We start from the raw sequence: 14,365 nt of genomic DNA on the forward strand, positions 1-14,365 counted from the left end.
GTAAAAATAGTATGTAAATAACAATTTAGATAAATTATTTATTGTATTTACTGAAAATTTACTGTACAATAAAAAATTTAAATATTTACAATTTTACAATATGTATATAATAGTTTTAACTAACGTATAAATTAAAAAATAAATTACAAAATGTCACTAGCACCCTGGAGAAGTCTGATTACTCGCGCTTTACATCATAACCGTAGCCTTGCTTATTCTCGTTATGTACAACTAGCAACAATAAAAGAAAATGGTTTTCCTGCAAATCGTACTGTCGTTTTTCGTGGTTTTCTAGAAGATACTAACGACTTAAAATTCATTACCGATATTCGTAGTGCAAAAGCCGAACAAATATCAAAACAAACTGTAGCGGAAGTTTGCTGGTATTTTCCTAAAACTAGGGAACAATTTCGTATTACTGGGGAATTAACATTAATAAGTGATGATTCTGACACCAATTTACAACCAGCGAGAATCAAAATGTGGCAAGAATTGAGTGATGCCGCAAGACTGCAATTTTGTTGGCCACATCCTGGTAAAATGAGGATAACAACAGCGACAGCCTTTACACCACCAGCACCAAACCCTATAGAACCAGTAGAAAATTTTTGTTTATTATTACTTGCAGCGATACAGGTAGATCATTTAGAATTGAGAGGTGAACCGCAAAATAGATGGGTTTACTACCGCAATGAAAACCAAGAATGGTTAGCTGAAGCAATAAACCCGTAATTTTATCTATAATTTTAAGATGCTGGTAAGATACTGGTTTCAGTATTTCTAAATTCCTGCACCATCAAAAAATTCCTGAATCTGTTTATCTCGAAGATTACAGAAATTGTGTTCTTTTAGTAACTCATCGTCTTGGGGGAATTTACCAATTAAAATCGGGGTTTTTGTGGGATTTTGGAGAGATTGAATTTGTGCTTCTAGTGCTTCAATGCGGTCTACTAAAGTGCGAATTACCTGGGCTTCTGAGTCAGGTAAGTTACTATGTTCTAGAGGTGCAACCCGCACTCCAGAACGGTAAATAATGCGTCCAGGGACACCGACCACTGTGCAACTAGATGGTACATTTCTCAACACCACTGAACCAGCACCAATACGGACATGATCCCCAATTTCGATGTTTCCTAAAACTTTTGCTCCAGCACCAACCACGACATTTTCACCTAATGTGGGGTGACGTTTACCGCTTTGTTTACCTGTTCCTCCCAGAGTAACACCTTGGTAAATCAATGCGTAATTACCGATAATAGCTGTTTCTCCAATCACTACTCCCATTCCGTGGTCAATAAATACACCTTGACCAATTACAGCCCCTGGGTGAATTTCAATACCAGTTAGAAACCGAGCGATATGAGAAATTAAACGCGGGAAAAAAGGAATACCAATACCACGCAACCCGTGTGCAAAGCGGTGGAAAATTAAGGCTTGCAAACCAGGATAGCAGAATAAAACCTCCAGCCAATTCCTGGCTGCGGGGTCACGTTCAAAGATAATACGAAAATCGGCACGGAGTCTAGAGAACATGAAAATAGTACCCTTAGATAGCACAACAAGCTATTCTCCCATAGTATCGTGATTTGGTGATGGAAATGGAAAATGGGGTGGTTATTTCAGAATAACTGAGATCATGAATCATTAAACGCAGATAAACGCAGATAAACGCAGATGAGAATGGATGAGTTTATCAATTTTATGATTCTGTGCTGCTTTTCATATTATGCAGGTTCTTTAGGATTTAATTCTCTAATTTAGTTTTAGGAGTACCCCACCTGTGAGTATTCCTGGCTGATTATGATAACTGCTGAATGTAAGTGATTGCAAATTATCAATTAGTGGTTTGTCTAGTAGTTCCATGAGTTTAAGTACAGGTATTTGATGTTGAAGAAGATTTTGACCAGTTTCCCAGTCTAAGTAAATATATCCTTGATTTGGCTGAGGAATTACACCAAGACTATTTTTAAATTTGGGATTTTCTAGTAAAGATCTTTGCTTTTGACTCAAAATTTCTTTTAGTATGTTTAAATCGGAAGTGAAAATCTCGTAATTATTTAAAGTTGTATGTACTCCTTTGACTTTCGTTTCCAAATTGATAGATTGATTATTCTGATTTGTGGTTATAATTTGTGTCCAAGCTGATACTTTCTGTCCATTTAAGGTCAGGGAAATAACATTAAAACCACTGCTACTAGCAATATTATCTAAATGTGCTATACCTGCCGCTAATTGCGGCGTTTTTTCGACTACAAATACCCAATTAGGAATTGCATTTTCTGAATTGGTTAATAAAGCTAAAGCGTATTCTCCTGTTACCCAAGTGAAAATATCTTGACTAAAGTTTAAATTCAAGTTTTGCTGGATTTTTATTAAAGGTTGTATGAGTCGAGAAATACCATCTTCACTAGAACCGTAAATAGTGGCTGTTCCTTGTTTCCACAGTTTTGCTAAATCACTATTACCTAAATTACTCAAGTTCGCTCCAGAAATTGCCAAAGTTGTTGATTCTGGAATATACTGTAATGCTGCAACAGGTTGAGATAATGGCAAAGATGGAGGTACAATTTGGGAGTTTGTTAAAAAGGTACTTTCTGCTAACAATCCTTGAGAATTTAAGGCTAAAGATAGAATTTGGCTATGATAAGTTGACTCCGCTAATTCTAATTTCTGCCATTTACTAATTTCGGGTAAATTAAAGAAGGTGACAGCTAGAGAATTTTTGGGTATTTGTTGACTAGCTTTTTGATATTCAAGAGAACTAACTAAGTTTAAATCTGGCGCTTGTAAATTATTAATTGCTGCTTTGATGACTTGGGGGTGATTTGCAAATAAAACAAAATTATTAACAATTGCACCAGCTAAACTATTTGATATTTGGGACGGTGAATATTCTTGATGATCATAAATAACTTTGACACCTTTATATCGTTCAATCTCTAAATTATTTCCTGCAAACGCTCGTTTAGAAAATAATAATTCTAAAAATTCACGGCTTTTTACTGGGTTTTTGGTGGCAAGTGCCATTAAATACCCTGTTTGTAGTCCGTTGTCTGGGTCGCGGTCTATATCTAGGGTTGTGACAGCTAGGGTAATTTCATTATTCAGCCAGGGTTGAATATCGTCTTTGTAATCTATATTACTTTTGGCTAATAGACTATTTTTGATTTGAGAAAATTCCCTTTTTTGTGCTATTTTCTGTAAAGCGTCGGGATTTACCAATAATGAAACCATTGCTGGTGAGAATTTCGGGACGAATATGGCTGCTCTGGGTTGAGAATTGGGAACTACGAGGCTGGGGGAATTTTTGCCGAAAACCCAGTAAAATACCGCAAGACTAACTATTAATAGCGTTACGAAAGCAACTACAAGGAAATTTAAAGGTGAGGGTTTATTATTTAGATTATTATTCACACTAGTTATATTTTCCAGTTTTTTCTGCCAACATAAATAGTATAGGATTTTTTAGAAAAACTGCATGACGGATAAATCATTTGCTCAACCCTTTACTCAAATTAGTGTTGAATACCTAGCACAATGCCTTACTGCGGATGAAGGCACGATTCAGTTAATAGATGTGCGTGAACCCCAAGAACTGGCTATATCACGAATAGAGGGATTTGTCAATCTTCCTTTAAGTGAATATGAGCAATGGAGTCAACAAATATCTACTCGCTTTGATCCTTCTATGGAAACTCTAGTTCTTTGCCATCATGGTATTCGTTCCGCTCAGATGTGTCAATGGTTAGTTGATCAAGGATTTACAAATGTTAAAAACATTATGGGTGGTATTGATGCTTACTCGATTTTAGTTGATCCTTCAGTTCCGCAATATTAGGGAAGAGAGAAGAGGGAAGATTCTTTCCTTCTCTTCCTCTAGTTGATAAGTTTGTATATTCACAAAGAAATATTAATATTTATTTTGTAACTAAAACCACAGCTTATGTTAGGGTACTATGAGATAATACTGAAAAGTTAGAAATTTACCTGATGTTCAGTTTTCAGCTATGTGTTGATGACGAACACAGCCAATAAATGCGGAAGGTAAATTTTGTGTTTAATGAAGACAATATGTGTATATAATTTGCTATCTTATATTAATTAATAATTAATTCTTTTTTGGGGTTTTGCTGGTGCAAACCACGCATTTTTTCAACTTTTGATTAAAATTTGCCTACAGTAAAAATATCAGCTATGCAAGTCCATTTGACTAATCGCCAACAAAATATACTTTCGGCCACTGTGCGTCATTATATCGCTACAGCAGAGCCAGTAGGATCTAAAGCCCTAATTGATGGGTTTGATTTAGGTGTTAGCTCGGCTACTATTCGCAATGTCATGGGGGGCTTAGAAAAATCAGGGTTACTTTATCAACCGCATACCTCTGCGGGGAGAATTCCTTCTGATTCTGGTTATCGGATTTATGTGGATCAATTAATTGTACCATCAGAGACCTTAGTGAAAGAAGTAGAAGCGGTATTGCAAAAACGTCTACACTGGGAAGATTGGAGTTTAGAAGCTTTGCTACAAGGTGCGGGACAAATTTTAGCAACATTAAGCGGTTGTATTAGCTTAATCACAATGCCGCAAACTACAATAGCAAAGTTACGCCATTTACAATTGGTGCAAATTGAAGCTAGTAAGATTATGTTGATTGTGGTTACTGATAGTTATGAAACCCATTCTAAGGTAATGGATTTATTTTCAGAATCATCAGTAATTAAACCAAATGAGGAAGTAATTGATCATCAATTGCAGATTGTTTCTAATTTTTTAAATAGTCACTTACGAGGACAAAGTTTATTAGAAATAGGCTATCTTGATTGGAATGAATTGGATCAAGAATTTCGAGTTTATGGCGAATTATTGAAAAGTTCTTTGGTAGAATTAACTAATCGCGCTCTTGCACCGACAGCTACACAAATTATGGTAAAGGGTATCGGAGAGGTTTTACGACAACCAGAATTTTCTCAAATACAACAGGTGCAAACAATTATGCAATTGTTGGAAGAGGAACAAGACCAACTTTGGCATTTAATTTGTGAAGAGTCGGAAATAGATGATACTAGTAAATCGAAGGTAACGGTAAGAATTGGTGCAGAAAATCCTCTCAAACCTATTCGCACTTGTACTTTGATTTCTGCTATTTATCGTCGGGGTTCTGTGCCGGTGGGAAGTGTGGGGGTTTTGGGTCCAACTAGGTTAGACTATGAAAGTGCGATCGCTGTGGTCGCAGCAGCAGCAGATTATCTCTCAGAGGCTTTTAGTTAGTTAATTTCCAGGAAATTGGTCTGAAAAATTGCCATGATCACAAGGGAATAGGGAACAGGTTTTTTGGTGACTTTAGCTATTTTTAAATGCTTTTGTTTTTGCAACTTTTTATATTTCAATCATGATGAGAAAAATCACTTTTGGTCTATTATGGCTAGGATTTATTTCCTATGCCTTTTTCTTTGCTCCTCCCGAACAACCTGATACTTTTGAATTAATAAAAAATCTTTCTACAGGAAATTGGCAAGAAATTAATCCCCTGATTATATGTTTATTTAATATCATGGGGGTTTGGCCTTTTATATATAGCGGAGTGGTCTTTTTTGATGGTAGAGGTCAAAAAATCCCCGCTTGGCCTTTTGCTATTGGTACTTTTGCTTTAGGTGCATTTGCACTTTTACCATACTTGGCTTTAAGAGAACCTAATCAAAAGTTTATAGGTAAAAAAAATTCATTTTTGAAAATACTAGATTCCCGGATTTTGGGAATTTTATTAACGTTGGTTGCAACGGTTTTATTTACCTTTAGTTTACAAGGAGATGGGAGTGATTTTCTCCACCAGTGGCAAAATAACAGGTTTATTCATGTCATGAGTTTAGACTTTATCATGTTGAGTTTATTATTTCCAACGTTACTAGGAGATGATATGATGCGACGGGGGTGGGAAAATAATCAGTTATTTTGGTTATTTGCAATGCCTTTATTTGGAGCTTTAATATATTTGTGTGTCCGGCCACCTATAGAAATAGAAAATAAGAAAGGAGTTGAAAATACAATATTTAACTAATTCAGGATTTACGCAACTGGGATAATATTCTAGATTGTAGTGAGAACTAAAGTTTCTCTCTTTGAAACGTTACGGAAATAAGATCAGGGCTAAAGCCCTGACTACAAACAAAACCTCATTATATTGGAAACTACCGTATAATCGGAAGAAATGTAAATTAATGATAGAAAAAATTCCTAGTTTATAAGACTAGGGAATGGTCATTTATTTTCACCCTGTTGCATAAGTTGTAAATTTAACCAAATAATTGTAATAATTGTCCTGATGTGACAGATTTGAGATTGAACTAGGAAACAACTATAGCATTTTTTCATTTACAACAGTCGGCTCTGACTTCCTTTTCGCTGCTATAGCAATTACTAGGCTAGAAACTGATGAAAAAAGTTAATATTTACCGCTTTTGCAATTATACTTTAATAGGTTTAATATCCTGCTGTTTGGTGTTAAATAGGGTTTCCCCGGCCTTGACTCAGACAGTTTCTCTAATTAACTCCGCACCCGCACCTGATACTAGCTTGATTTGGCCGACCCAAGGAATTATTTCTCAAGGTTTTCGTAAATATGAACATGAAGGAATTGATATTGCGGGAGCAAAAGGTACACCGATTTTGGCTGCTGCTGCTGGTACAGTGGTAAAAGCTAGTTGGGACAATTGGGGATTAGGCAATTTTATCGAAATTAAACATCTTCATGGTAGTGTGACCGTTTATGGACACAATAGCCGTCTACTGGTCAGTAAAGGTCAACAGGTCAAACAAGGTCAAATTATTGCTGAAATGGGTTCAACAGGCAATAGCACTGCCCCTCATCTGCATTTTGAATTTTACCCCGATGGTCGTTTAGCTAGTAATCCTATTAGTTTATTACCGTCAACTACTATGGTAAAAACACCGATAAATGAACCGATTTCCCTGACCCCAAAGCCCGTTTTACCTGTTAGTAATAATACTGAATGTAATGGGACTTCAGTTATAACTGGAGAGACAGCAACAGCGAGTATTAAAGTTTGTGAGGAAAATAATCAGTTATTTTATTTGGGGAAATTAAAACAAGCACCAAATCAAATTTTAAAAATCCGAGCTTGGAAAGTTAATAATAACAGATATAGAGCAGATAATGGCACTTTTTCCTACTTAATTAGCCCAGAAAAAATAGAAATTTGGCGTAATGGTAATCCAATTCGTGCCGATAATTTTCTCAGTGCTAATGGTGTGGGAAACTAAAACTACTAATGACTTTATGTAATTGATGATTTCATTACAAATACCTGATGTGACAGTTCAAATGGCGGAATATAGCAGCCAATGTGTTTCAGCAAAGAATTATAAAATCAATGAAGATTAAATCTAAACAAAAGTATCGTAAAACTTCACATAAAGGAGCAGATGATCATGGAATATTTGGCTTATTCCTATATGTATATAGAAGATGAAGAAACAAATGGAAATTTGGCATTAAATTTACCTAAATTAGGACAGGTATTGAATTGGCGACAATTTTTTAAATCTTCTGCATGGTTAACTTTAGCTGGTGTGAGTATATTACTAGCTACAGTTGCTCAAATGCAGTTTGCTTCCGCAGAATATGTCAGGACTAATGGTAGTTGTCTGAATATTCGTACAGGACCTAGCACCGATAATTCATCCATAGCTTGTGTTCAAAATGGTTCATACATTGGTGATACTGGAAATGTGAGAAATGGATTTGCGAGAATTTCCTCGGGACGTTACCGGGGATACTATGCTGCTGAAAGATGGATTGGTAACACTCCTGGCTATTCTTATCGTAGACACCGTTCTAGGTACGGTGTTGGCGGTAGATTAACTGTAGGATATGGCACAAGGGGTGAACGAGTGCGAGAAATCCAAAGGGCTTTAGGGATTAGGGTTGATGGTGTTTATGGTTCACGAACCATTAACGCGGTTCGTCACTTTCAAAGACGTAACGGACTGCGTGTAGATGGTGTTGTTGGTTATCAAACCCGGAGGGCTTTAGGTATTTAGCTGTAGTGACAAGTAATTTTTGACAAGTTGTAAAATGCGTTCTGCTGCATGGCCATCGCCAAAGGGATTAATGGCGGTGGCCATTTTGGTATAAGCGGCTGGGTTACTGAGTAGTTCACTAGTGGCTGCGACAATATTTTCCGTTTGTGTACCTACGAGTTTGGCTGTACCTGCGGTGACAGCTTCTGGCCTCTCTGTGGTATCTCTGAGAACCAACACTGGTTTACCCAAGCTGGGGGCTTCTTCTTGTAAACCACCAGAATCTGTTAAGATTAAATGCGATCGCTCAATAGCCCCCACTAATTCCGCATAATCTAAAGGTTCTGTCAAGAAAATCCGGGGATGATTCCCCAACAATTTTTGTAATGGTTCTCTAACTATCGGATTTTTATGTAATGGTAATAATAAAGCTGTATCAGGAAATTTCTCTAAAATCTGTAAAAAACTTTCAGCGATATCTTGCAGCGGTTCTCCCCAATTTTCCCGTCTATGAACCGTTGCTAAAATTGTCCGATATTGATGCCAATCTAAACCCGGTATATGACAAACTGGTTTAGTTGCAGCCACATTTAACAAAGCATCAATCACTGTATTTCCTGTGAGGTGAATTTCCCCCAATACCCCAGAACTTTGTAAATTTTCCACCGCTAAAGTTGTCGGGGCAAAATGCAATTGTGTAAGCTGGGAAATTAATCTTCTATTAGCTTCTTCTGGAAAAGGATTAAATAAATCATCAGTTCTTAAACCAGCTTCCACATGACCAACAGGAATTTTTTGATAAAAAGCGGCCAAAGTTGCCGCAAAAGCAGTTGTCGTATCTCCTTGAACAATCACAAAATCTAAAGTTTGTTCCTGAAATAATGCTTCTAAACCTTGTAGACTTCGACAGGTAATCTCACTAAGAGATTGCTGACGCTGCATAATCTCCAAATTCCAATCAGCTTTGAGTTTGAACAACTTCATTACTTGTTCAACCATTTCTCGATGTTGTCCTGTGAGAATTACCTGCAATTCAAAATCTAGAGAACGTCGAAAAACCTGAATTACTGGCGCTAGTTTAATAGCTTCGGGACGAGTCCCTAGAATAATACCAATGCGGTGTTGATTAGTCATTAGTGAAATAATTACAATTTACTTTTAATATTCAAATTCCTAAAAAGGTAATTAGGTTTTTCCACCATTATACCGAAGGAGAGAATTTTTGTTTAGAGAACACCAACAAATAAATTATCAAACAAATAAATTATCAAATTTTGTGGGATAGACATCTTCCCCGTCCTTGATGATCAGGGTAGGGGCTAGATATAGCCCATAATAACAAATTTTCGGGTATTTTTTTAATTGTCATGTTTTACCGTACCAATTTTATGGGGGGCTGCGACATATTAATCAAGGGGTAATTAATATTACCCTTACTTTCCTTGTATAGAAATAATATTTGATTTTTGATAGCTTCCGTGGCCTAGCCATACAAGACTCAGTAAGTATCAATTCTGTCTTTCTTCCGGTTAAGAGTTCCCTGTTCCCTGACCACACAAGTAAATTCACTGAATCAAACCGGATTCCTATAATGTTAATATTTTTAATAAAATTAACATTATTTTCCCTAAGAGCCTGAGATGATTTTGAATCAGACTTACCCAGAAAATCTTTTAAACTCTCATTCCCTCCTAACCTCCGTGTCCTCTGTGGTTCGTTATTTAATTTTCATCATCAAAACAGATAACTTTGAGATTAAATAATAATCAACTACCATTGCCCCACATAAACCCCATAATGAACACAAAAACAATATTTACCTCCTGGATAACTTGCCCTAAACCCAACCTCCAAGCCAAATTACGCCTATTTTGTCTACCCTATGCTGGTGGTAACAGGAGGGTTTTTCATACTTGGACTGATTATTTACCGAAAACTATTGAATTATGTCCTATAGAAATTCCTGGTAGAGGAAGACAAATTAAATCACCTCCATACACAGAAATTCAACCTTTAGTGCGAGAAATAGCCACCAATATCATCCCCTATTTAGATAAACCTTATGCTTTTTTCGGTTACAGTATGGGTGCATTAATTAGTTTTGAGTTAATCAGGTTACTACGTTCTGAATATAATTTTCAACCTTTACATCTTTTTGTTGCTGCCCGTCATGCTCCGCAATTACCATTGAAAAAACCATTGATTTCTCAATTATCAGATGCGGATTTTTTAGCGGAAATATATCGCTTAAATGGGACTCCCAAGGAAGTGCTAGAAAATGCCGAACTCATGCAGCTTTTTATGCCTATTATTCGCGCTGATTTTGCCCTGATAGAATCCTATATTTACGATCCTCAACCAGCTTTAGATTGTCCTATTGATACCTTTGGCGGTTTACAAGACCGAGAAGTTAGTTATAATTCCCTGGCAGCATGGCAAGAACAAACTACTGCTGATTTTTCATTACAAATGATGGACGGTGATCACTTTTTTATCAATACAGCTAAAACTACTTTACTTAAAAGTGTGATTCAATGTTTACAGTCGTATATCTAAGATATTTTTGTCCAAAAAAATAGCGAAAATTCCTATATTTATTTTTTAGATCCCGAATTTAGAGTTACTATTTAAATAGTACGGTAATTACGATAACAATATCTATAAAACCGAACTGTAATCAATTTATTTTCCAGTGTTACTATTTAGTTGGGAGGCTAAAGCTTAGGCTTTTTGGAAGTTAAAGGTTAGAAGTTTTGCCAGTAATATTATTGTTTACCAAGTCAAGAGCTTAAATTCAGTCTCGCCAAGTCAAGAAGTCAAATAGTGAGTTTTAAGGAGATAGCTATGACACTTGTACGTTGGGATCCGTTACGAGAAATGGAACGCTGGGACCCATTCCCTGAAATGGGCGCTCTCCAGCGGCAAATGAATCGCTTGTTTGAACAATTATTGCCAACAGACGGTGGTGAAAGGACAGGATTAACTTTCATTCCTGCGGCTGAGATTGCCGAAACTGATGGCGATTTGAGGTTGAAAATAGAAATACCAGGTGTTGACCCGAAGGATCTTAATGTTGAGGTCGCTCCTGAATCGGTTTCTATTAGCGGTGAGCGTAAGTCAGAAACTACAACGGAAGAAGGTGGTATGACTCGCTCAGAATTTCGTTATGGCAAGTTCAAACGGGTAATCGCTTTACCTGCTGTCGTAGACAATGAAAGAGTGGGAGCGGAATACAAGGATGGTATTCTCCGTCTTACCATTCCTAAGGCCGAATCAGAACGACAAAAGGCTGTAAAAGTTCGTCTTGGTTAATTGCCTCAAGGTAGGTTAAATTAGGAAGGGTGAAAGGATTCTAGAATCCTTTCATCCTTCAATTTTTTTGTAGGGATGATCGGAGATATTTTTTTAAAGTATGTCTGAAAGTATGCTTTTAATTCTATAACTAATTCTTAGGATAGATGCTACAAAGCACTCTTGCATCTACTAGTTATGAATGAATACAACCAGTTGATACTAGATTATTTTTTATATTGTTTTTTATATTATTAGGTGCAAGATGAGTAAATATATCTCGCTCGCTGTTAATATATCAGAAATTGTAGTTTGTGTTCCTGTTTGGATAGGATTGACTAATTTTTTGGCAAACTTCTATAAAAACATACACTGATACAGTTTTATTTGCTTGAATAGCTTTATAAAGAGGATTTGGATTGGTAATTACTAATTATGGCAACAAAAGTAGTTGATGTTAGAGAGTATACTGTCAGAGCGCACAAAAGAGTGATTCATACACGAGTTTTTAACTTTGTTTGTAAAGAATGTAATCAGGCTACAAAGAGGGAAACTTTCGGAACACGTCCTTTATATTGTGAAAGTTGTCGTCCCCCCCAACCTCCGAAAAAATCAGTTCAGATATCTGAACCGAGTAAACCGCGCCCCATGTCTTACAGCAGCGATATAAATTTAGAGTGAGTGAATTGCTATGAATTCCCCAGGACAATTACAACCACCGGATGTATTTATTACGCCATTGTTGGAATTACGAGATTACTATCAGAGTCTTGTACAAAAGTACCAACGTCTTTTTATGGAGGCGCGATCGCAATTAGATCATGTAGAATCTTTGTTATCTGCTTGGTCCTATAATAATGGCAATCAACCAATTGAGTCTATTAAAGATGATTCACTGTTATTGCTTTCTTCTCATCAGACTTCTGATGTCGAATGCTTGGAGTCTCTAGAGTCGGAAATTTCTTTAGACTCTTTAAAAACAGATCATTCCCTTGGACAAGTCAAGGACTCGGATAATTTTTCTTTTGAGCGTCGTCAGTATGTTGGGAAAGGTGAAGAAGTTCCTATGCTTCCTCACTATGGAAATATGACTCGCATGGAAGCACTGAAAAAGCTGATGCGAGAATATGTGGGAACTGTGTGTCACATAGATTTTATTGTGCGATCGCTTTATGGTGATTTAGAGTCTACTATTTTCAAGGTGGTTAAAGGTAGAGTTCAATCATCTCTAACTCAAGGAAGGGAAAGTGGTTATTGGTCAGGTATTCCTAATGAACCTGGTTGTTATACCCTAGATTTAAATTCACTAGGTCCGATTTATGCTAAGGGAATATCTAGGAGCATTAAATCTACGAAAACCAACAAAAACCTTGCCAAACCCCAGACGAAAGTAGTACCGATGTTGGCTCAATTTGATGGTCAATTTTTAATTGATGCTCTCACACTATTTCTAAAAAAAAATGCGGGGCGAATTTTCAATGTCAATGAAATACTCAATGGCATTTATGGAAATCTGGATGCAGAGGAAGTCAGAGAGGTGAAAAATAAGGTTCTCAATGAACTATCTAGGGGACATCGTACAGGCCGATTTGTGAGAGTTCCCAACCAAATTGGTTTATATACTTGGGATCTGAATGCAATTAGCCGATAATTAGTCAGTATTCAACACACCATGGTAGCATTCAGATGTCCGACTTCTACACAGAAACCATAAATCATAATTTACTCACAGGATTAAACAAAGAAGTCGGGCATCTTGCTCACGATTGATTCAACTAGCTCAACTCCAGACAACGAAGTGGATTCTCGTTCATCTAAAATCAGAGTAAAATCAAAGTAAGTGTCCAGCCATTCCACCATAGATTATGTTTTTGTTACATCTGCCTGAAAAATGGTGTGACTTACATCTCCTACCAATATAGTTGGTAGATTTAGATTGAACGGGACTGACGGGGCTCGAACCCGCAACTTCCGCCGTGACAGGGCGGTGCTCTAACCAATTGAACTACAGTCCCTTGACCTGCACTTCAACTATTATGCCTGTTCTTTTTCTAATTGTCAAGTGGTTTGAGAAAATTTTTTTTGAATCAGTTTTTTAGCAAGTAGGGAAGAAAAATAAGTAGCATTTAATACTATTGATACACAAATGTATTTAATAAAACAAAGAATAGGTGGCCACGAAGGAGAATAACCTTCTAGGGAAGCGAAAAGTGAGAAAAGCTGATATTTTCTTTTGATTTTTTTTCTCCACAGTTTTGGAGAGTCTCGCTATATTAGCAAGTAATAGGAAAAGTTGAAAAGGAGTTGACAAAAGATGGAAACCAAGCCCATGAACCCATCTCTAGGACTCGCGGATATTCCCCCCGGCTATCTTAATATTATGGGTTATGTTGACCAATCGGAGGTTAATGGACCAGGTTGTCGGGCTGTTGTCTGGGTACAAGGCTGTAACCGTGAGTGTTCCGGTTGTTTTAATCCTGACTCCTGGGCATTTGAGATTAATGATTTAGTGGCTATTGATACCTTAGCAGCAAGTATTCTCAAACATCCGCGGAATACGGGTGTAACTTTTTCTGGGGGTGAACCATTTTGGCAGGCGCCGGCATTAACAATTTTAGCCAAAAAGTTAAAAGCAGCGGGTTTAAATATTATGTCTTTTACTGGTTTTACACTCCAGCAATTACAATCTAATTCTGCCCCTCCAGGTGCAAAAGAATTATTAGCAGAATTAGATATTTTGATTGACGGTCCTTTTGTAAAATCTCTAGCAATTAATTCTCCTGATTCTCCGGTTTCTTCTAGTAATCAAAATGTGAATATTTTTAACCCAGAATTTGCAGATAAAATCACTTGGGCTAGTGATCAAATTGAGGTTCACATTCTCAAAGATGGTAATAGAATTGTTACAGGTTATCAAGGTTTATTGGAATTAAGTTAATTTTAGGGAGGCTGAAAATCAAGATAATCAAGATATACAGCACTTCCCGGTGTTATGAGGTACATATCTAGCGGGCAAGATGCCCGCACCACAAGA

The 14,365-nt window shown here is 36.8% G+C and carries 14 protein-coding genes and 1 tRNA gene; 11 read left to right on the forward strand and 4 right to left on the reverse strand.

Features of this window, described 5'->3' with window-relative positions; genetic code table 11:
* Nucleotides 1-150: 150 nt before the first annotated feature.
* Nucleotides 151-732: an Npun_F5749 family FMN-dependent PPOX-type flavoprotein gene (locus tag ACIR131C_RS0104150; protein WP_028089177.1), complete on the forward strand. Its 582-nt coding sequence runs from the start codon at nt 151-153 to the stop codon at nt 730-732.
* A gap of 48 nt (nt 733-780) precedes the next feature.
* On the opposite strand, the gene cysE is transcribed toward ACIR131C_RS0104150, so the two are convergent.
* Complete coding sequence (cysE, locus tag ACIR131C_RS0104155) at nt 781-1,533, reverse strand: serine O-acetyltransferase (protein WP_028089178.1); 753 nt, start codon at nt 1,531-1,533, stop codon at nt 781-783.
* A 219-nt stretch (nt 1,534-1,752) separates the two neighbouring features.
* The gene (locus tag ACIR131C_RS0104160) at nt 1,753-3,414 is read right to left on the reverse strand and encodes a DUF3352 domain-containing protein (RefSeq protein ID WP_035371498.1); all 1,662 of its coding nucleotides are present in this window, start codon (nt 3,412-3,414) and stop codon (nt 1,753-1,755) included.
* A 64-nt stretch (nt 3,415-3,478) separates the two neighbouring features.
* On the opposite strand from ACIR131C_RS0104160, the gene ACIR131C_RS0104165 reads away from it, so the two are divergent.
* The 5 genes from ACIR131C_RS0104165 to ACIR131C_RS0104185 all read left to right on the forward strand — a co-directional run bounded on the left by ACIR131C_RS0104165 (nt 3,479) and on the right by ACIR131C_RS0104185 (nt 8,061).
* The gene (locus tag ACIR131C_RS0104165; protein WP_028089180.1) at nt 3,479-3,838 is read left to right on the forward strand and encodes a rhodanese-like domain-containing protein; all 360 of its coding nucleotides are present in this window, start codon (nt 3,479-3,481) and stop codon (nt 3,836-3,838) included.
* Between the two features lie 356 nt (nt 3,839-4,194).
* A complete protein-coding gene (hrcA, locus tag ACIR131C_RS0104170; RefSeq protein ID WP_028089181.1) occupies nt 4,195-5,271 on the forward strand; it encodes a heat-inducible transcriptional repressor HrcA in 1,077 nt (358 codons plus the stop codon).
* A gap of 121 nt (nt 5,272-5,392) precedes the next feature.
* Entirely contained in the window at nt 5,393-6,058 is a 666-nt protein-coding gene (locus ACIR131C_RS0104175) for a hypothetical protein (protein ID WP_028089182.1), read from the forward strand.
* A gap of 374 nt (nt 6,059-6,432) precedes the next feature.
* Nucleotides 6,433-7,281, forward strand: a complete 849-nt coding sequence (locus ACIR131C_RS0104180) for a M23 family metallopeptidase (protein WP_028089183.1) — start codon at nt 6,433-6,435, stop codon at nt 7,279-7,281.
* Nucleotides 7,282-7,449: 168 nt separating this feature from the next.
* Entirely contained in the window at nt 7,450-8,061 is a 612-nt protein-coding gene (locus tag ACIR131C_RS0104185) for a peptidoglycan-binding domain-containing protein (protein ID WP_028089184.1), read from the forward strand.
* Here ACIR131C_RS0104185 and wecB read toward each other — a convergent pair.
* Nucleotides 8,050-9,174 carry a non-hydrolyzing UDP-N-acetylglucosamine 2-epimerase gene (wecB, locus tag ACIR131C_RS0104190; protein ID WP_028089185.1) on the reverse strand — a complete coding sequence of 375 codons (1,125 nt, stop codon included), beginning with the start codon at nt 9,172-9,174 and terminating at the stop codon, nt 8,050-8,052. The genes ACIR131C_RS0104185 and wecB overlap by 12 nt on opposite strands.
* Before the next feature lie 663 nt (nt 9,175-9,837).
* Between wecB and ACIR131C_RS0104195 the strand changes: the two genes are divergently transcribed.
* From ACIR131C_RS0104195 to ACIR131C_RS0104205, 4 genes are all read left to right on the forward strand, one after another.
* The gene (locus ACIR131C_RS0104195) at nt 9,838-10,596 is read left to right on the forward strand and encodes a thioesterase II family protein (RefSeq protein ID WP_028089186.1); all 759 of its coding nucleotides are present in this window, start codon (nt 9,838-9,840) and stop codon (nt 10,594-10,596) included.
* Between the two features lie 288 nt (nt 10,597-10,884).
* On the forward strand, nt 10,885-11,352 hold the full coding sequence (locus ACIR131C_RS0104200) for an Hsp20/alpha crystallin family protein (protein WP_028089187.1): 468 nt from the start codon (nt 10,885-10,887) through the stop codon (nt 11,350-11,352).
* A 414-nt stretch (nt 11,353-11,766) separates the two neighbouring features.
* A complete protein-coding gene (locus tag ACIR131C_RS24280; RefSeq protein WP_071604928.1) occupies nt 11,767-12,012 on the forward strand; it encodes a hypothetical protein in 246 nt (81 codons plus the stop codon).
* A gap of 10 nt (nt 12,013-12,022) precedes the next feature.
* On the forward strand, nt 12,023-12,982 hold the full coding sequence (locus ACIR131C_RS0104205) for a hypothetical protein (protein WP_028089188.1): 960 nt from the start codon (nt 12,023-12,025) through the stop codon (nt 12,980-12,982).
* 290 nt (nt 12,983-13,272) lie between these two features.
* On the opposite strand, the gene ACIR131C_RS0104210 is transcribed toward ACIR131C_RS0104205, so the two are convergent.
* Nucleotides 13,273-13,346: transfer RNA gene (locus ACIR131C_RS0104210), tRNA-Asp, on the reverse strand.
* A 299-nt stretch (nt 13,347-13,645) separates the two neighbouring features.
* Here ACIR131C_RS0104210 and ACIR131C_RS0104215 point away from each other — a divergent pair.
* Nucleotides 13,646-14,269: a 4Fe-4S single cluster domain-containing protein gene (locus ACIR131C_RS0104215; RefSeq protein WP_028089189.1), complete on the forward strand. Its 624-nt coding sequence runs from the start codon at nt 13,646-13,648 to the stop codon at nt 14,267-14,269.
* Nucleotides 14,270-14,365 lie beyond the last annotated feature (96 nt).

This window comes from Dolichospermum circinale AWQC131C, from assembly GCF_000426905.1.
Lineage (GTDB): Bacteria > Cyanobacteriota > Cyanobacteriia > Cyanobacteriales > Nostocaceae > Dolichospermum > Dolichospermum circinale.

What these genes read in the sequence shown, in the direction of transcription:
- cysE (WP_028089178.1), bottom strand. Translation starts at nt 1,533, where the DNA reads ATGTTCTCTAGACTCCGTGCCGATTTTCGTATTATCTTTGAACGTGAC.
- ACIR131C_RS0104185 (WP_028089184.1), top strand. Translation starts at nt 7,450, where the DNA reads ATGGAATATTTGGCTTATTCCTATATGTATATAGAAGATGAAGAAACA.
- hrcA (WP_028089181.1), top strand. Translation starts at nt 4,195, where the DNA reads ATGCAAGTCCATTTGACTAATCGCCAACAAAATATACTTTCGGCCACT.
- ACIR131C_RS0104200 (WP_028089187.1), top strand. Translation starts at nt 10,885, where the DNA reads ATGACACTTGTACGTTGGGATCCGTTACGAGAAATGGAACGCTGGGAC.
- ACIR131C_RS0104215 (WP_028089189.1), top strand. Translation starts at nt 13,646, where the DNA reads ATGGAAACCAAGCCCATGAACCCATCTCTAGGACTCGCGGATATTCCC.
- ACIR131C_RS0104205 (WP_028089188.1), top strand. Translation starts at nt 12,023, where the DNA reads ATGAATTCCCCAGGACAATTACAACCACCGGATGTATTTATTACGCCA.
- wecB (WP_028089185.1), bottom strand. Translation starts at nt 9,174, where the DNA reads ATGACTAATCAACACCGCATTGGTATTATTCTAGGGACTCGTCCCGAA.
- ACIR131C_RS0104165 (WP_028089180.1), top strand. Translation starts at nt 3,479, where the DNA reads ATGACGGATAAATCATTTGCTCAACCCTTTACTCAAATTAGTGTTGAA.
- ACIR131C_RS0104150 (WP_028089177.1), top strand. Translation starts at nt 151, where the DNA reads ATGTCACTAGCACCCTGGAGAAGTCTGATTACTCGCGCTTTACATCAT.
- ACIR131C_RS0104175 (WP_028089182.1), top strand. Translation starts at nt 5,393, where the DNA reads ATGATGAGAAAAATCACTTTTGGTCTATTATGGCTAGGATTTATTTCC.
- ACIR131C_RS0104195 (WP_028089186.1), top strand. Translation starts at nt 9,838, where the DNA reads ATGAACACAAAAACAATATTTACCTCCTGGATAACTTGCCCTAAACCC.
- ACIR131C_RS24280 (WP_071604928.1), top strand. Translation starts at nt 11,767, where the DNA reads ATGGCAACAAAAGTAGTTGATGTTAGAGAGTATACTGTCAGAGCGCAC.
- ACIR131C_RS0104180 (WP_028089183.1), top strand. Translation starts at nt 6,433, where the DNA reads ATGAAAAAAGTTAATATTTACCGCTTTTGCAATTATACTTTAATAGGT.